At 36.9% G+C, this 18397-nt stretch carries 16 protein-coding genes and 1 tRNA gene; 15 read left to right on the top strand and 2 right to left on the bottom strand.

From position 1 onward, the window contains the following. The first annotated feature begins 158 nt into the window (after positions 1 to 158). From pth to B9N79_RS24625, 11 genes are all read left to right on the top strand, one after another. Positions 159 to 719 carry an aminoacyl-tRNA hydrolase gene (gene pth, locus B9N79_RS24675; protein WP_040059951.1) on the top strand — a complete coding sequence of 187 codons (561 nt, stop codon included), beginning with the start codon at positions 159 to 161 and terminating at the stop codon, positions 717 to 719. Between the two features lie 59 nt (positions 720 to 778). Then, positions 779 to 1009 carry an anti-sigma-F factor Fin gene (gene fin, locus B9N79_RS24670; protein WP_046218470.1) on the top strand — a complete coding sequence of 77 codons (231 nt, stop codon included), beginning with the start codon at positions 779 to 781 and terminating at the stop codon, positions 1007 to 1009. A gap of 71 nt (positions 1010 to 1080) precedes the next feature. Then, positions 1081 to 4620: a transcription-repair coupling factor gene (mfd, locus tag B9N79_RS24665; protein ID WP_046218475.1), complete on the top strand. Its 3540-nt coding sequence runs from the start codon at positions 1081 to 1083 to the stop codon at positions 4618 to 4620. Positions 4621 to 4921: 301 nt separating this feature from the next. After that, positions 4922 to 5458, top strand: coding sequence for a stage V sporulation protein T (gene spoVT, locus B9N79_RS24660; RefSeq protein WP_019395117.1), 537 nt, complete (start codon positions 4922 to 4924; stop codon positions 5456 to 5458). A 193-nt stretch (positions 5459 to 5651) separates the two neighbouring features. Continuing rightward, positions 5652 to 7232 (top strand): putative polysaccharide biosynthesis protein, encoded by a 1581-nt coding sequence (locus B9N79_RS24655; RefSeq protein ID WP_046218469.1) that lies wholly within the window; start codon positions 5652 to 5654, stop codon positions 7230 to 7232. A 13-nt stretch (positions 7233 to 7245) separates the two neighbouring features. Then, complete coding sequence (gene yabN / locus B9N79_RS24650; RefSeq protein WP_040059955.1) at positions 7246 to 8712, top strand: bifunctional methyltransferase/pyrophosphohydrolase YabN; 1467 nt, start codon at positions 7246 to 7248, stop codon at positions 8710 to 8712. Positions 8713 to 8729: 17 nt separating this feature from the next. Then, positions 8730 to 8996, top strand: coding sequence for an RNA-binding S4 domain-containing protein (locus B9N79_RS24645; protein ID WP_019395114.1), 267 nt, complete (start codon positions 8730 to 8732; stop codon positions 8994 to 8996). 92 nt (positions 8997 to 9088) lie between these two features. Next, the gene (gene yabP, locus B9N79_RS24640; protein ID WP_019395113.1) at positions 9089 to 9397 is read left to right on the top strand and encodes a sporulation protein YabP; all 309 of its coding nucleotides are present in this window, start codon (positions 9089 to 9091) and stop codon (positions 9395 to 9397) included. Further along, positions 9394 to 10017, top strand: a complete 624-nt coding sequence (gene yabQ, locus B9N79_RS24635; RefSeq protein WP_019395112.1) for a spore cortex biosynthesis protein YabQ — start codon at positions 9394 to 9396, stop codon at positions 10015 to 10017. Before yabP ends, yabQ begins: the two co-directional genes overlap by 4 nt. A 5-nt stretch (positions 10018 to 10022) precedes the next feature. Continuing rightward, complete coding sequence (locus tag B9N79_RS24630) at positions 10023 to 10391, top strand: FtsB family cell division protein (RefSeq protein WP_019395111.1); 369 nt, start codon at positions 10023 to 10025, stop codon at positions 10389 to 10391. Between the two features lie 93 nt (positions 10392 to 10484). Further along, entirely contained in the window at positions 10485 to 10886 is a 402-nt protein-coding gene (locus B9N79_RS24625) for a S1 domain-containing RNA-binding protein (RefSeq protein ID WP_019395110.1), read from the top strand. Positions 10887 to 10985: 99 nt separating this feature from the next. Here B9N79_RS24625 and bioB read toward each other — a convergent pair whose 3' ends face one another. After that, positions 10986 to 11966: a biotin synthase BioB gene (bioB, locus tag B9N79_RS24620; protein ID WP_040059956.1), complete on the bottom strand. Its 981-nt coding sequence runs from the start codon at positions 11964 to 11966 to the stop codon at positions 10986 to 10988. A gap of 346 nt (positions 11967 to 12312) precedes the next feature. Next, positions 12313 to 12386: transfer RNA gene (locus B9N79_RS24615), tRNA-Met, on the bottom strand. Positions 12387 to 12651: 265 nt separating this feature from the next. Between B9N79_RS24615 and spoIIE the strand changes: the two genes are divergently transcribed. The 4 genes from spoIIE (at position 12652) to tilS (ending at position 18370) form a co-directional block, all read left to right on the top strand. After that, positions 12652 to 15129, top strand: coding sequence for a stage II sporulation protein E (gene spoIIE / locus B9N79_RS24610; RefSeq protein WP_040059957.1), 2478 nt, complete (start codon positions 12652 to 12654; stop codon positions 15127 to 15129). 84 nt (positions 15130 to 15213) lie between these two features. Beyond that, the gene (locus B9N79_RS24605) at positions 15214 to 15954 is read left to right on the top strand and encodes a vWA domain-containing protein (protein ID WP_019395107.1); all 741 of its coding nucleotides are present in this window, start codon (positions 15214 to 15216) and stop codon (positions 15952 to 15954) included. Further along, positions 15920 to 16900 (top strand): protein kinase domain-containing protein, encoded by a 981-nt coding sequence (locus B9N79_RS24600; protein ID WP_040059972.1) that lies wholly within the window; start codon positions 15920 to 15922, stop codon positions 16898 to 16900. Before B9N79_RS24605 ends, B9N79_RS24600 begins: the two co-directional genes overlap by 35 nt. An 81-nt stretch (positions 16901 to 16981) precedes the next feature. Beyond that, on the top strand, positions 16982 to 18370 hold the full coding sequence (gene tilS, locus B9N79_RS24595; RefSeq protein WP_046218468.1) for a tRNA lysidine(34) synthetase TilS: 1389 nt from the start codon (positions 16982 to 16984) through the stop codon (positions 18368 to 18370). Positions 18371 to 18397: the final 27 nt, after the last annotated feature.

Here is an 18397-nt window from a genome sequence, read left to right as displayed (position 1 = left end):
AGTACAGGACGTAACCTTTTAATGGTTACGTCTTTTGCTATGAACAAGTAACTGTAGTTAAAAGAGAAATGGTTAGTTACTTGTGTGGAAAGAGCCAATTTGTGCTAAAATAAAAGAAGCACAATAAACTTAATAACAGGTGAAAGGGGTACCAAAAGTTGAAAGTGATTGTAGGTTTAGGGAACCCTGGGAAACAATATGAGCGTACACGCCACAATATTGGATTTATGATTGTTGATGAACTCTCTGATCGTTTCAATATTCCTTTGAATCAAACAAAGTTTAATGGAACGTTTGGGATGGGGTATGTTCAAGGCGAAAAGGTATGCTTGTTAAAGCCTCTTACATATATGAATTTATCTGGCGAATCTCTTCGTCCGCTTATGGATTACTACGATGTGGAGATTGAAGATATTGTTGTTATCTATGATGATCTAGATTTACCAGCGGGTAAAATTCGTTTAAGGCAGAAGGGTAGCCCAGGAGGCCATAATGGAATTAAGTCCATTATTCAGCACATACACACTGATCAATTCAAACGAGTTCGTGTTGGAATTGGTCGCCCTCAAACAAATATGAAGGTTGTTGATTACGTTCTTGGCCGATTTACAGATGATGAGATGATAAGCATGAAGGAAGCTATGGAACGTTCTATCCTAGCTTGTGAGAAATGGCTAAATGAACCGTTTTTAAATGTTATGAATACGTACAATAGCTAATAGAATAAGATATAGAGAACATGTCCATACTAAGGGTAAAATACTTAGGAGGACCTTTTATGTCTATTCACTATGTATGCAGACACTGCGGACATAAAGTAGGTACGTTAGAGGAAAAAGTCGTTGATACAGAGAAATTAGGATTTAATCATTTAACAAATGAGGAACGAACTTCGTTCATTCAATATGCAGAAGATGGAAGTATGTCAGTGAATGTAATTTGTGAAGATTGCCAAGAAGCTTTAGAGCGAAATCCAGATTTTCATCAGTATTCAACATTTATACAGTAATACGCTTTGGTTGTAATATACCAAAGCATTTTCTATTTGAGTTACGTTGTTTTAAAGAGGAGGAGACGATGTTGCAAGGATTAAAGAGACACTTCGAGCATCATAAAGAAATCGAAGGAATTTTAAATGGAGTCCAAGAAGGAATTAAAGAGCAGCTTGTTACGGGGATCTCGGGTTCTGCACGTGCAGTATTGATGGCAAGTCTCTATGAAAAAGAGGAAGGAAAACGGCCTCTGTTAGTGGTAACCCATAACTTATATCAAGCACAGAAAGTATACGATGATCTTACAAATCTGTTACCTGAACAAGACGTATTTCTCTATCCTGTAAACGACGTACTTGCTTCAGAATTTGGTACGGCAAGTCCTGAATTAAGAGCACAGCGCTTAGAAGTGTTAAACTTCTGGAACAGAGAAGAAAAAGGAGTTGTTGTTGCTCCATTACAGGGGATATTGCAACTTCTTCCACCTAAGTCTGTTTGGAATAAAAATCAGCTTACATTTCAAGTTGGTGTAGACATTGATGTAGAGTATGCTATTGCAAAGATTAACGAACTTGGTTATGAACGAGCTTCAATGGTTTCAACACCAGGAGAGTTCAGCGTACGCGGAGGCATTATTGATATTTACCCTCTTACAGAAGAAAATCCAGTCAGAATTGAATTATTTGATACCGAGGTAGATTCAATTCGAACTTTCACAGCTGAAGAGCAACGTTCAGTAGATAAGCTAGAGAGCATTACAATTGGCCCTGCAACAGAACTACTTCTTACAGAAGAACAGCTGATTCAAGGGGCAAAGTCGCTAGAAGCAGCGCTTTCGAAAACTTTAAAGAAAGTGAAAGATGAAACTGTAAAAGAGCAGCTTGTTGAAAAAGTTCAATATGAAATTGAACAACTAAAAAATAAGCAGATTTTTGATGATGTCTCAAAATATTTTCACCTTCTTTATGAAGAACCAGCTAGTTTACTAGATTACCTACCTGAAAATGGTGCTGTGTTCTTCGACGAAATTACAAGAGTACATGAAGCATCAGAACAGTTAAAGAAAGATGAAGCTGATTGGGTTACAAATCAGCTTATGGTTGGAGAATTTGTACATGACATCCCACTGTCTCACAACATGCCAACTCTTCTTCAAAAGCATAAAGCACCATTTATCTATATGTCGCTATTTTTGAAGCATGTTCCAAATACAAGTCCCCAAAACATTGTAAATGTCTCTTTTAAAGCAATGCAGCAGTTTCACGGACAGATGAATTTGTTCAAGGGAGAAGTGGAGCGTTGGGTTAAAAACAACTTTACGATTGTTGTGCTTGGTCCTACATTGGAACGAGTAGATAAGCTGGAGTCTGTTCTTCGTGACTATGATCTTGATTCTATTATTTTGAAAGAAGATTCTCAGCTTATTCCAGGCACAATTCAAATTGTAGAAGGTGACTTACAATCTGGATTTGAGCTCCCAATGCAGAAGCTTGTTGTGATTACAGAAGAAGAGTTATTTAAGAAACGTGTTAAAAAATCAAAGAGACGTCAAAAGCTTTCAAATGCAGAGCGAATTAAAAGTTATTCAGAGCTTAATGTTGGTGATCATGTTGTTCACGTAAATCACGGGATCGGTAAATATCTAGGCATTGAAACGCTAGAAATCAACGGGCTTCACAAAGATTATTTGAACATTCGATATGAAGGTACAGATAAACTATATGTACCTGTTGAACAGATTGACCAAGTACAGAAATATGTTGGTTCTGAAGGTAAAGAGCCTAAACTCTATAAATTGGGCGGTAACGACTGGAAGAAAGTGAAGCGTAAAGTAGAGGCATCTGTTCAAGATATTGCAGATGATCTTATTAAGCTTTATGCAGAACGCGAAGCAAGTAAGGGATATCCATTTGCTCCTGATAGTGATATGCAACGTGCATTTGAGGCATCTTTTCCATATCAAGAAACAGAAGATCAACTGCGCTCAATTGCGGAAGTGAAAAAGGATATGGAACGCATCCGTCCTATGGATCGTCTTCTTTGTGGAGATGTTGGATACGGAAAGACAGAAGTTGCTATAAGAGCAGCATTCAAAGCCATTCATGAAGGAAAACAAGTGGCTTTTCTTGTGCCGACTACAATACTAGCTCAGCAGCACTATGAAACAATCCGTGAAAGATTTCAAGAATATCCAATAAATATTGGTCTTTTAAGCCGTTTTAGAACAAGAAAGCAGCAACAAGAAACAGCAAAAGGATTAAAATCAGGGGTTGTAGATATTGTAATTGGAACACATCGCTTGCTTTCTAAAGATATTAAGTATAAGGATTTAGGGTTGCTTATTATTGATGAAGAACAGCGCTTTGGTGTTACACATAAGGAAAAAATAAAACAGCTAAAAGCTAATATTGATGTTCTAACATTGACAGCAACGCCAATTCCAAGAACACTGCATATGTCGATGCTTGGAGTTCGCGATTTATCTGTTATTGAAACACCTCCTGAAAACCGTTTTCCTGTGCAAACTTATGTGCTTGAATATAATCCTCCACTTGTAAGGGAAGCAATTGAACGCGAACTTGCTAGAGATGGGCAAGTGTACTTCCTTTATAACCGTGTAGAAGATATTGAGCGTAAAGCAGAAGAAATCTCAACCCTTGTTCCTGATGCACGTGTTGCTTATGCACACGGTAAGATGAACGAAACGGAGCTTGAAGCAGCTGTGTTAAGTTTCTTAGAAGGAGAATATGACGTTTTAGTGAGCACAACTATCATTGAAACGGGTGTTGATATTCCAAATGTTAATACATTGATTGTACATGATGCAGATCGTATGGGCCTTTCACAGCTTTATCAGCTACGTGGACGTGTTGGTCGTTCAAATCGAGTTGCATATGCTTATTTCACATACCGTAAAGATAAAGCTCTAAGTGAAGTAGCTGAGCAAAGACTGCAAGCAATTAAAGAGTTTACAGAGCTTGGTTCTGGATTTAAGATTGCAATGCGTGATTTATCCATTCGTGGAGCAGGGAACTTACTAGGAGCCCAACAGCATGGCTTTATTGACTCTGTTGGTTTTGATTTATACTCTCAAATGCTTAAAGAAGCAATTGAAGAGAGGCAAGGCAGCGGTGAAGAAGAGAAAGTGGATGTTGAGATTAATATTAATCTTGATGCCTACATTCCAGATCAGTATATTGTAGACGGTAGAATGAAAATTGATATGTACAAACGATTCCGTGGCATTGAAAGTCTCGAAGATCTTGAAGATTTGAAAGAAGAAATGATTGATCGCTTTGGTGATTATCCTGCTGAAGTGGGCTACTTATTTAAAGTTGCTGAAATGAAAGTGTACGCAGCGGAGAATGGAGTAGAATCTGTTATGCAATCTAAGACAGAAATCTCTATTCTCCTAACTGAGAAGACAAGTGCTGAGATTGATGGACAGAAGCTATTTCAGTTAGGAAATGAGTTTGGACGAATGATGGGGTTTGGTATGGAAGGAAACCGTGTCAAAGTTGTAGCAAATATTAACCGTCTAAAAGAAGCTGAATGGCTTCCGATGATTTTGAAATTCGTAAAAAATCTAAAAGATGTTCGAAAAGAAAAAAAGGTAAAATCTGTCTAGCTTTTCATGAACAAAGCACTCTTTCTAGAATGATACATTAATGACAAATATGACATTAAAATTAAAATATTACAAGTAGCCAATATTATGTTAACAACGATTGTCTTTCTATTCAAAACACTCCATAATGGGGTAGTAATGACTAAATGTGGCATAAAATCGTATAAAACGTCGTTTTTTATAAAAAAAACCAACTATTTACGTATAGAAGTTAATATGTGAAGGATACTAACTTCAACATTGGTGATAAATTCAACCATGACCAATTATTCATCATCTTATGAAAGTGAGGCTTTGTTTCATGAAAGCAACAGGTATAGTTCGCAGAATTGATGATTTGGGGCGTGTTGTAATCCCAAAAGAAATTAGAAGAACATTAAGGATTCGCGAAGGAGATCCACTTGAGATTTTCGTTGATCGCGATGGTGAAGTAATTTTAAAGAAATATTCACCAATCAGCGAATTAAGTGACTTTGCGAAAGAATACGCTGAAGCATTATATGACAGTTTAGGTAACCCAATCTTAGTTTGTGACCGAGATTACTTCATTGCAATTGCCGGAGCATCTAAAAAGGATTATCTGAACAAAAGTGTAGGTCAGCTTCTTGAGACAACAATGGAAAATCGTAGTTCTACTATTGTTACAGAAGAGAAGACAATTGAGCTTGCAGATGGTCATGAAGAAAAAGTATCATCATATACAATTGGACCTATTATTGCCAATGGAGACCCAATTGGAGCTGTCGTTATCTTCTCAAAAGAAGGAACAGTCTCAGAAATTGAGCACAAGGCTGTTCAGACAGCAGCTGGATTCCTTTCTCGTCAAATGGAACAATAATTAGTAAAGGTCTACTTATTTTTATCTATCTTTATAAAACAGATACTTACGCGTATAAAAGAAAGAAGAGATATCAACAAGCACTTTGCTGCTTAGGTATCTCTTCTTTTTTTAGGTGAAGGGATATAGAGCATAATAGAAAGTAGCGTGATATAATACAGGTGTTGTAAATGGGTTAAAGAAGGTAGACGATATGAAAAGAAAAAACAAAATTCGTTCTTCAATGATTTGGAATGGAGCGATTATCCTCACGATTTCAGGGCTCATTACTAAAGTGTTAAGTGCTGTATATCGTATTCCATATCACTACTTATCAGGTGATATTGGGTTTTATATTTATCAACAAATTTATCCGTTTTACGGCATTTCTGTGTTCTTAAGTACATTTGGTTTTCCTGTTGTCATCTCAAAATTGTTAACAGAACAAAATTCAGAGAGAGAACGAAGAGAAGTTGTTAGAGTTTCCTTTGTATTTCTCCTCGTATTTAGTGGGTTTCTTGCGCTTTTTCAATATACAACAGCTGATTATATTGCAGGAGCAATGGAAGACAAAGGACTTGCTCCTCTTATTCAGCTTGTAGCTCTTTCCTACTTGTTTATTCCATTCATGGCTGTGATTAGAGGATATTATCAAGGTGAGAATAATATGTTTCCAACCGCTCTATCACAAGTGACGGAGCAGTTCGTTCGAGTAGGATGTATCTTGCTTTTTGTGTATCTTTTCATCCAAACAAGACAAAGTATTTACGATGTAGGGGCTGCTGCTATATTAGGTTCATTAATCGGCAGCGGAGCAGCACTAATTGTTTTACTTTCCTTTGTACTTCGATTAAGGAGAGAGAAAGTAGGATTCGTGCGTCTATTAGGCGCTTTTCGAATTATAAGGAAATTAGTTTCTCAAGGGTTTTGGGTTTGCTTAAGCGGAATGAGTCTTTTGTTTATGCAGCTTATTGATTCATTTACACTATATGGCGAGCTAACCTCAGGAGGAATTGATGAGATTACGGCTAAGGTATTAAAGGGAGTATATGATAGAGGATTGCCTCTTATTCAGCTTGGCACGGTTGTTGGCACGGCTTTCTCTTTATCCCTTGTTCCTGTTATTTCAACAGCTTTTCTACAGAAGGATCGAAGACTTCTTCAGTATAAGGCAAGCTTAGCTCTACGTGTAGGAACGGTTGTTGGCTTTGGAGCAGCTGGTGGTTTATGTCTTATTATTAAACCAACAAATGCTATGCTTTATGGGGATTACAGAGGCTCTGATGTTCTTGCTATATTAAGTATTACAGTGGCATTCACAACTCTAGCTGCAACAAGCTCAGCTATTATTCAAGGGATGAATAGAGTCTATATACCTGCCCTCTCAGTATTGATAGGTATTATTGTTAAGTGGCAATTAAACGAATTTTTAGTTCCTTCTTTCGGAACAAAAGGAGCTGCGTTTGCTTCTGTGATGTGCTTTGCTTTCATTACATTTGGAAATGTAACGTATTTGCGGGTTATTCGTGTGCTTCCAAGGCTCTCTTTTTCCTCGCTTTATACAGTGTTGAAAGCATTATTGGTTATGGCGGTTGTTCTAATAGTTTATCAACTTTTATGGCCAGTTATAGTGAGGGACGAAGGAAATCAACATGCACTAGTTGCCCTAACAAGTGTTGTACTTGGAGGTCTAATTTATATGAGTACAATTTTAAAGATGGGGATGTTTACATTAGAGGAACTCGCAATGCTCCCACTTGGAAGCAAGCTTGCAAAGTTAGGACGGAAGAGATAGGAAAGGTGATAAAATGGCAAAAAAGATTAAAGTACTTGGTCTAGGTGCAGGTGACTATGATCAACTGACAATTGGCACATTAAAAATTCTTCAAGGAACAAAAGAAGGATATATTAGAACAAAGCATCATCCACTCGTCCCTCAGTTAGAAGCAGAGGGCATTACTTTCCAATCTTTCGATGATAGTTATGAAGCGTTTAAAACATTTGAGGAAGTATATGAACATATCTCAAATGTCTTAATTGAAAAAGCTGAAAAAGAAGATGTATTATACGTTGTACCAGGCCATCCGATGGTTGCGGAACAGACAGTACAGCTTCTTTTGCAAAAAGGGAAAGAGAAAGAAGTGGAAATTGAAATTAGCGGAGGCCAAAGCTTTTTAGATCCGTTATTTACGGCAGTGAAAATAGATCCTATCGAAGGATTTCAACTTCTTGATGGAACAAGCCTAAAGAAGGAAGAAATTCAAGTTACACAACATGTAATCATTGCTCAAGTTTATGATGGATTTGTTGCTTCAGATGTAAAACTTGTTCTAATGGAGAAACTTCCTGACGAGTATCCCGTTTATATTGTAAGGTCAGCAGGAAGCCAGAACGAAAATGTTCAAAAAGTGCAGTTATACGAACTTGATCATCATATTCGAGAGGTTGATAATCTTTTAACTCTTTACATACCTCCTGTGACTGATGAAGAAGTGTTGTACAAACAGTTTCCAACACTCCGCTCTATTATTGCAACATTAAGGGGACCTGATGGCTGTCCGTGGGATCAGAAACAAACACATGAATCACTACGATCGTATGTGTTAGAGGAAGCGTACGAGCTTATTGAAGCAATTGATAATGGGGATGATGATCATATTATAGAAGAGCTCGGAGATATCCTTCTTCAAGTAATGCTGCATGCTCAAATTGGAGAAGATGAAGGCATGTTTACTGTTGATGATGTGATTGAAGGTATATCTGCGAAAATGGTTCGTCGCCATCCTCATGTTTTTGGTAAGAAAGAAGCAAATAATGTGGAAGATGTGTTAACAAATTGGGAAGAAATTAAAAAACAAGAGAAGCAAGAGCGTGAGTCTATTTTAGACGGAATTCCACGATCAATGCCTTCACTATTAAAGGCTTATCATATTCAGAAAAAAGTGTCTAAGGTAGGCTTTGACTGGGATGATGTTGCTCCAATGTACGATAAAGTACAAGAAGAGCTCGAAGAATTTAAACAAGAAGTTAAAGAATCAACAGAAGTGACCGAAGAAATGATGGAAGAGTTCGGTGACATTTTGACAGCCATTGTTAATGTGGCTCGCTATTATAAAATCGATCCTGAAGTAGCCTTGGCTAAAAGCAATGCAAAATTCATAAATAGGTTCAATTATATTGAAGAACGGGTAAAAGAACGAGGGGCGAACTTTAGAGATTTTTCTCTTGAGCAGCTTGATGAGTTCTGGAATGAAGCAAAGAAAAAAGGTTTATAGATAGAAAGGTGAGTAAGATGAGACTTGATAAATTTCTTAAAGTATCAAGATTAATAAAACGTCGTACATTAGCAAAAGAAGTGGCAGATCAAGGTCGTATCACTGTTAACGACCAAGAAGCAAAAGCTAGTACGAAATTAAAAGAGAATGATGTTTTAAAGATTAAATTTGGCACAAAAGAAGTGACAGTAAAAATTAATGCACTTCAAGAAACAGCTAAAAAAGAAGAAGCCTCTTCTCTTTACACAATTGTAAAAGAAGAGTATACATCAGAAAGAAATTAGGCTTGTTCTAAATAACCCTTCCACCTCATATACCTAATGTGAAAAGATTCGTGTGAGGATCTCATGAATTCATTAGATGAGGTGAGGGGACAATGAATCAATATCATGATATGACAGGGGGCACGAAGGATACAAGTGCACCCAACCACGATATAGTGATGAAAGGCCGTAGACTTCTTGATATTACAGGTGTAAAGCAAGTGGAGAGTTTTGATACAGAAGAATTCTTGCTTGAGACAGTAATGGGTTTCCTTTCAATAAGAGGACAAAATTTACAAATGAAGAACTTAGATGTAGATAAGGGAATCGTATCGATTAAAGGTAAAATTTTTGATATAGTGTATCTAGAAGCAAACCAGTCGGAGAAAGCTAAAGGATTCTTTAGCAAGCTGTTCCGATGACCCTAAATGTTCAGTTTTATACGATGGTAGCAATGGCGCTCACAGGATCATACCTTGGGGCTGCCATTGATACGTATCGTTTTTTCTTTAATCGACAGTTAGTTTCTCGCTGGATTGTATTTTGCCATGATATTGTATTTTGGCTTCTGCAAGCGGTTCTTATCTTCTATGTATTGTTCGTTGTAAATGAAGGGGAGCTACGGTTCTATATTTTTCTTGCCCTTTTATGTGGTTTTTCTGCATATCAAAGTTTATTTAAGAAACCGTATCAATCGCTGTTAACCTTTCTTGTACGAGCCGTCGTTTCTCTATATTTATTTGTCGTTCGACTTATAAAAGGACTTGTTGTTAAACCAATATGGTTCATTATCCAGGCTCTTATTGCCATCGTACTTTATGTAGGTAATCTTCTTTTCACTGTAACACTTACTGTGTTGAAGATTTTCTTATTCCCCATAGCTTGGCTTCTCAGAATCATTTGGAGAATGTTGCCAACTTCAGTCCAACAATTTTGTTACCGTTTTTTTCAATCTTTAAAAGGATTTTCCGTAAAAATCAAGAATATAACAATTGGGCTTAAACAGTACTTGCTGTTCTGGAAACGGAAAAAGGAGGAGTAGTGAACGTGGGAGTAAGAAAAAGTAAAAATGTAACCTCGCTACCTTCAAGCCATGTGGAAACCCAACAAAAACAACTGGATTCCAAAAGTCGTCGCCGTGTTGGACTTATTAGGCGTCTCACCGTTTTTGGCATCTTTGCTCTCATCCTTAGTATCTTTATTACTGTAAAGCTTTTTTCACAGCAATCAGCCATTGAAGAGAAGAAAGCAGAACATAAGCAGTTAACAGAAGAATTAACGAAGCTTGAGAAGAAAGAGAAAAGCCTCAATACAGAGATTAAGCAGTTAAACGACGATGATTATATAAAGAAGTTAGCAGGAAAAGATTATTTCTTAACTGAAGATGGACAAATTATTTTCAATGTAAAAGATTAACGGCACCTTATGTGCGTTGACAGCGTGAAATTTAGTTTTGTATAATATATAATAAATTGACTTTTTTACATTTTAAGGAGGAGCATTTTTTTTATGTCAATCGAAGTAGGCAGCAAGTTACAAGGTAAAGTAACAGGTATTACACATTTCGGAGCGTTTGTTGAGCTTTCAGAAGGTACAACTGGACTTGTTCACATTAGTGAAGTAGCTGACAACTATGTAAAAGACATTCGCGAACATCTTCAAGTCGGTGATCAAGTAGAAGTAAAGGTCATCAATATTGAGAAAGATGGAAAAATCGGCTTATCAATTAAGAAAGCAAAAGATTCATATCGTCCACCAAGAAAGCGTCAAGAACGTCCTAACAATCGTCCAAATACAGAGAACTTTGAGCAAAAAATGTCGCGTTTTTTAAAGGATAGTGAAGATCGTCTTGCTTCCCTAAAACGTAACACAGAGTCAAAACGTGGCGGTCGTGGAGCGAGAAGAGGTTAACTTGCTGCTGATGAAGCGATAAATGAACTACTGTGAGTAATAATGCTCATCTTTTATAGATACGCATAAGAGCAGCCTAATGATTAGGCTGCTCTTTTTTTATAGTGCACATTCCTCGATTTCAAACCCCAAATCTTCAATCATTTTATGGTCATATTCTGCCTCTTGTCCATCTGTTGTTAAATAATCACCAACAAAAATAGAATTAGCTGCATAGAGCCCTAGAGGCTGAAGAGAACGAAGGTTTACTTCACGACCACCTGAAATACGAATCTCTTTGCTTGGATTGATAAATCTCATGAGAGCAAGGATTTTTAAGCATGCTAGTGGTTCTAGCGGTTTTTGATCCTGCAACGGAGTACCTTTGATTGCATGAAGAAAATTGACAGGAATTGAATCAACATCAAGATTTCTTAATGAAACACCAATCTCATAGATTTGTTCATTTGTTTCTCCCATCCCAAAAATACAGCCTGAGCAAGGAGAAATCCCTGATCCCTTCACTTCGTTCACTGTATTTACTCTATCTTCATATGTATGAGTAGATACAATAGAAGAGTGGTTATCTCGATGGGTATTGAGATTGTGATTATAACGATGAACACCAGCTTGCTGTAGTCTTTGGGCTTTTTCTTCATTAAGAAATCCTAGACATGCACAAATTTTTAGAGAGGTTGTTTTTGTGATTTCTTCCACCGCTCCAGCAACTTCCTCCACGTCTCGTTTTGATGGGGCCCTACCACTTGCCACAATACAGTAGGTTCCTGCTTGACGTTTTATAGCTTCCTGTGCCCCTGCTATAATTGTTTCTTTGTTTAACATAGGGTATTTCTCAATAGGGGCGTTTGACACAATAGATTGTGAGCAGTATCCACAATTTTCAGGGCAGAGTCCGCTTTTGGCATTAATAATCATATTGAGCTTTACTTTGTTCCCAAAGTAATGAGAGCGAATAGTATAAGCAGCATCCATGATTGAGAGAACTTCATCATTAGGAGCTTCAAGAATTTCTAGTGCCTCTTTCTTTTCTAGTAGTTCACCTTCTAATACTTTTTTAGCTAAATTAGACCATTTTGACATAGCTTTCACTCCATTTCTGTTAAATGTTAACTTTATATTAATAAAGGTTAACATTTAGTAGGGAGACTGACAATTATCAAAACATGTCACTAATCCATGGATTTAATAAATTTATGATTAATTTAATATTTTAGAAAAGTTTATTTTATATACATACCTTTTTATTAATGAGGTTTTTAAGAATTAAGGTTTTATTTCAATATAAGAAATGAAGTAAGAATTTTATTTTTTGAAAATGAGAAAATTGAAATGTTAGGAAATATAGTAGTATTAAAGGAATGCAGAAAAAGCGGAAAAACGAAAAAACCCCTTCGTACGACAATGTACGAAGGGGTTTTTGTAGAAATAGCGGCGGAGGGGATCGAACCCCCGACCTCACGGGTATGAACCGTACGCTCTAGCCAGCTGAGCTACACCGCCAATTAAAGACAAGTTAAATCATACTATGACTATAGAGAAGTGTCAATACATTTGGAGTATAAAGAGGAATAAACAACTTTTATAACGAGTTACGCCATTTAATCTTAGAGCTTAGTAGAGAAGAGTCTAACATTTTGTATAGTTTTTGAAAGTTCAGTAGAAAAGAGTCGAACGATTTTTTTAAACAATCCCTTCTTTTGACAAAAAAAAGAAGTTGTCCTCTGTATAATGAGCACTAAGTATTTCTATACAGGTGGTGAACGAAGTGGAGAAGACAGAAAGAAACTATGCCAGTCCAATCCCGAATTTAGTAGCAGATCGAACAAAGAAGGAGACATCAAAATTTTTCCTAGGTCTTCAGCTTAAGTTGGAGAATCTGCTGTTTCAAAGTGGTTTACTCATCCTGATTACCGGATTTTTATTAGGACGAGCTCTTATTCTTATGGAGATTATGCCGTTCGCTCTTCCATTTGTAGCAGCGGTTTATGTTATGAAGAAAGAGAAGCTCGGGGTAAGTGCTTTAGCCGTTCTAGGTGGTGCGTTTACCATTTCCGTTGAGAAAGGTGCCTTTGTCCTGTTATGCGTTTTCGCCTTCCTCATTTTATACAAGGTAAGTGGATTTCTCTCAGTTGAACCTGCGCGAAAACTACCGCTTATCGTTTTTGTGACAATGCTTATTGTGAACCTCTCTCTTTCTTACACATCAGCTTGGACGCTTACAGTATATGACGTTACACTTGCAGTTGTAGAGTCAGGCCTAAGCTTTATTTTAACAATGATTTTCCTTCAAAGTATTCCGCTTATCTCACAAAAGATTAATCCACATGCTTTAAAGATAGAAGAAGTAATTTGTTTAATCATCCTTCTTGCTTCTGTTATGACAGGAACAATTGGTTGGGAAATTTATGGGCTTTCTGTTGAACATATTTTATCTCGTTACTTGGTTGTTGTTTTTGCTTTTGTAGCAGGAGCAACTGTTGGCTCAACAGTTGGGGTTGTGACAGGTTTAATTCTAAGTCTCGCAAATGTCTCAAGTTTGTATGAAATGAGTTTGCTTGCTTTTTCAGGTCTTCTAGGGGGGTTATTAAAGGACGGAAAGAAACTTGGCGTATCGTTAGGTCTTATCGTTGGGACCTTGCTTATTAGCTTGTACAGCAAGCCAGATGAAATTCTTTCACTCAACTTATATGAATCACTTGTTGCTGTTGGCTTATTTTTATTGACACCAAAAGGGATAATCGGCAAAATTAGCAAACTTGTGCCTGGAACAGCTGAACACAGCAATGAGCAACAGCAATATTTACGCAAAGTACGTGATGTAACAGCTAATCGTGTTGAACAGTTCTCAAATGTATTTGAAGCCTTGTCTTCTAGTTTCTCTAAAAATACATTTTATGATAACGAGCAGAATGAGGAGAAGGAAGTTGACTATTTTTTAAGTAATGTGACAGAAAAAACATGTCAATTATGTTTTAAGAAAGAGCAGTGCTGGGGGACACAGCTTGATACAACATATGATTATATGACAGAGATTATGCAAGAAGTTGAGAATGGAACGATGAAAACAAACCAACGCTTGAATCGTGAATGGGACAAGCATTGTGTGAAATCGAAAAAAATGATTGAGACAATGGAAAAGGAACTCACCTATTTCTATGCGAACAAGCAGCTCAAGCAACAAATTATTGAAAGTCGCAAAATTGTGGCAGAGCAGCTCTCAGGTGTTTCTCAAGTAATGAAGGATTTTGCTGATGAGATTCAAAAAGAGCGTCAGCACCTTTATGTTCAAGAGGAGCAGATTGTTGAGGCTTTAAAAGGGTTTGGGATAGAAGTGAATCAGATTGAAATCTATAACCTTGAACAAGGAAATGTTGATATTGAAATGTGGGTTCCTTATTGTGAAGGACGTGGGGAATGTGAAAAACTTATTGCGCCACTCCTTTCAGATATTTTAAATGAAACTGTGATTGTAAAAGAGGAAAAATGTGCTCCATATCCTCAAGGGTATTGTCATGCTTCCTTCTGTTCTGCACAAGCTTATGTTGTAGAAACAGGGGTAGCTCATGCGGCAAAAGGCGGTGGATTTATTTCTGGGGATAGTTATTCCATTATTGAACTTAGTCGTAATAAACACGCTATTGCAATTAGTGACGGAATGGGAAATGGAGAGCGTGCACATTGTGAAAGTACAGATACGCTTCAGCTTTTAAAACAAATTCTCAAAACAGGTATTGAAGAAAAAATGGCCATTAAATCTGTAAATTCTATTTTGGCATTAAGAACAAATGAGGAGATGTACTCAACGCTTGATCTTGCTATGGTAGATTTACAAGATGCGAATGCCAAATTCCTTAAGATTGGTTCAATTCCAAGCTTTATCAAGCGCGGGAACAAAATTATTAAAATACAAGCTAATAATCTACCAATTGGAATTATTGATGAATTTGAAGTTGATGTTGTAAGTGAGAAACTAAAGGCTGGAGATTTACTTATTATGATGAGCGACGGGGTATTTGAAGGCCCTCGCCACGTTGAAAATTATGAAATGTGGATGAAACGCAAGATTAGCGAGATTGAAACAGATCATCCACAAGAAGTAGCGGACATTATCATGGAAGAAGTGATTAGAACAAAAGCAGGAGTGATTGATGATGATATGACGGTTGTTGTGACAAAGATTCAGCATAACATTCCAAAATGGTCATCAATCCCTGTTCATTCTCAAGCTCAAAAACAAGCATAAACAATGAGATCTCCTTCTCTTATAAGGTATATACCTAGACATTTTCGTCCATGATGGTAATACCGAATTTGAGGAGGAGATCTTGTGCGAAACGGGACAATTAAACAAATTCTATTAATTACAGACGGTTATTCAAACACTGGGGAAGATCCAGTTGCAATGGCTGCTCTTGCAAAAGAACAAGGCATTACTGTAAATGTCATCGGCGTTATGGAAAAGGATTTGATTGATGAACAAAGTACAAATGAGATTGAGAACATCGCAATGTCTGGTGGAGGCGTTAGTCAAGTTGTCTATGCACAAAATTTATCTCAAACAGTCCAGATGGTTACACGTCAAGCGATGACTCAAACCATTCATGGGGTTGTAAACAAAGAACTTCAACAAATTTTAGGATCTGAAACGAATTTGGAAGATCTTCCTCCAGAGAAGCGTGGGGAAGTGATGGAAGTTGTAGATGATTTAGGTGAAACATCCAATTTAGATATTCTCATTCTGGTAGATATGAGTGCAAGTATGAAAAGTAAATTACCAACGGTTAAAGAGGCACTGCTTGACTTATCGCTAAGTTTAAATGCACGAATTGGATATAACAATTACTCTATCTTTTTATTTCCTGGGAAAAAGAAAGATGTAGAGAAGCTTCTAGACTGGACCCCTAATCTTAATAAAGTTTCGGCAATTTTTCCAAAACTCACAGCTGGAGGAATTACTCCCACAGGTCCAGCACTTGAAGAAGCAGTAAAACATTTTAAGAAAAAACGCTCAACGAGAGGGCGGCTTGAAGAATATGATGAGAGATCAATTGAGGAATCAGGTTTGTAATTTAAAATCAGGGACATCTATCTTAGGAAAATGGCATTCTCATAAATATTACATTGTACGTAAATTAGGAGAAGGTGCCACAGGAGTTGTGTATCTTGCCCAAAATGAGAATGACGAACAGGTAGCTTTGAAAATTAGCTTTGCAAATATGTCTGTAACAGCAGAGGTAAATGTGCTAAAACAGCTAAGTAAGGTCCATGGCAAAGTCCTTGGACCTTCTTTGTTAGATGTAGATGACTGGGCTGTAAAACAAGGAACAGTGATGCTTTCTTTTTATGTAATGGAATATTTAAAAGGAGAAGGTTTTCTTCCCTTTATTTCTCGCAAAGGGGAGGAGTGGTTAAGCGTTCTTGTCCTTCAGCTTCTCGGAGACTTGGAAGGTTTACATCAAGCAGGATGGACATTTGGAGATCTAAAGCCTGACAATTTAATTGTAACCACAAATCCATTTAGACTTCGCTTGTTAGATGTTGGAGGAACGACACAGCATGGTAGAGCTATTAAAGAGTTTACCGAATTCTTTGATCGTGGATATTGGGGATTAGGATCCAGGAAAGCAGATGGAGCTTACGATTTATTTGCTGTTGCTATGATTTTTATCAATGGAGCTTATCCAAAGCAGTTCTCAAAGCAAGAGCAGCCATTAAAGCAGCTTGAAAGGTGTATTGATGAAAAAAAGATTCTTCGTCCATATAAAAAACCGCTTATGAAAGCCTTAAAAGGGGAATATAGTACAGCAAGTCACATGAAAAATGAGATTTTAAACGTTGTTAAAGGAGGAGATAAAAAACCTCAATCTTCATCCTCTGCAAACAATACTACTTATGCAACGACAGGGCGTAGAAGGCGCGCCAAGCGTAAAAAGAAACGAACAGCTGAAACGTTCTTTCTTCTTATATCTGTAGCTATTGCTTATTTTGTTTATTTTTTTATACAAGTTTGGTAGTTATTATTTGAACAAAATTCTTTATTCATACTTCCTCATCATTTACTCTAGAGAGAGACGCAAAGTATAAGGATGACAAAGATGAAGACAAAAGTTGAAAAGTTTATAAGAAAACATTGTTTACTGAAAGAAAACGATAATGTTATTGTAGGAGTTTCGGGAGGACCTGATTCTCTAGCTCTTTTACACTTGCTTTGGAGCCTAAAAAAAGAGTGGAATATCGAAGTGATAGCAGCTCACCTTGACCATATGTTCCGAGGAGAACAATCTAGAGAGGATCTTCTATATGTGAAAAATTTTTGCTTTAAGCATGATATTCCATGTGAAGCTATAAGTATAGATGTAGAAGCATATAAGAAAAAACACCATTTGAGTTCTCAAATTGCAGCGAGAGAATGCCGTTATCAGTTTTATGAAGATGTAATGAAAAAGCATAACGGGACAAAATTGGCTCTTGCTCATCATGGAGATGACCAAGTTGAAACAATTTTAATGAGATTGACGAGAGGAACGACAATGAAAGGGGCGGCAGGAATGGCTCCTTCACGCTCTTTTGCCGGTGGATCTCTCATTCGCCCTTTTTTAACTCTTAAAAAGGATGAGATTGAAGTATATTGTCAACACTATGAATTGCACCCACGCATAGATCCATCGAATAGTGATGATAAATACACAAGAAATCGCTTTCGAAAGCTTCTTCCATTCTTTAAAAAAGAAAATGAGCATGTTCATACACATTTTCAGCAATTTAGTGAAAATTTATTAGAAGATCAAAGCTATTTAGAGGAATTAACTTATGATATGATGAATAAAGTAATAGTTGATAAAACGCCTGAATATGTAAAGCTGTTACGGCAGGACTTTTTAAGAATGCGGAAACCTTTACAAAGGAGGGGGATTCAACTAATATTAAACTATCTCTATAAAGAGATTCCTCTAGCTTTATCCTCGGCGCATATCGATCAGCTTTTCGCTTTTTTCAAAGAGGAGCAACCTTCTGGGATGCTTCATTTCCCTAAAGGCTTATATGTTATTCGCTCTTATGAAACATGTTTATTTACTTTTGAAAAGCCAAGAGTCGAGCCGTACTGTTTTTCCTTGCACATACCTGGAAGAGTTACGTTACCAACAGGTCGTGAAATTGTTTGTGAAATACATAAAACTGAAACAGGAAAGCTTAAGAAAGGCCACGACTTTTTTCATTTACCTTTAAACGAAAAAGCAAAATTACCAACTTTGATTGTAAGAAGTCGAAAAACAGGTGATAAAATACGTTTAAAAGGTATGAATGGGAGGAAAAAAGTAAAGGATATCTTCATTGATAACAAAATTCCGAAATCTGAACGTGAAGCTTGGCCAATTGTTGTGTTGGATAACGAGGAAATCCTTTGGATACCAGGATTGAAAAAATCCCATTATGAGGTAGACAACATACAGGAACAAAAGTATGTTACCTTATATTATAAGTAGCAAACAACTTCTAGGAGGCAAGCAGGT

Origin of the sequence: Priestia filamentosa (genome assembly GCF_900177535.1) — a bacterium.
Taxonomy (GTDB): Bacteria; Bacillota; Bacilli; order Bacillales; family Bacillaceae_H; genus Bacillus_I; species Bacillus_I filamentosa.
The sequence above is the reverse complement of the archived record's forward strand: the minus strand, read 5'-3'. Positions and strand labels throughout refer to the sequence as shown.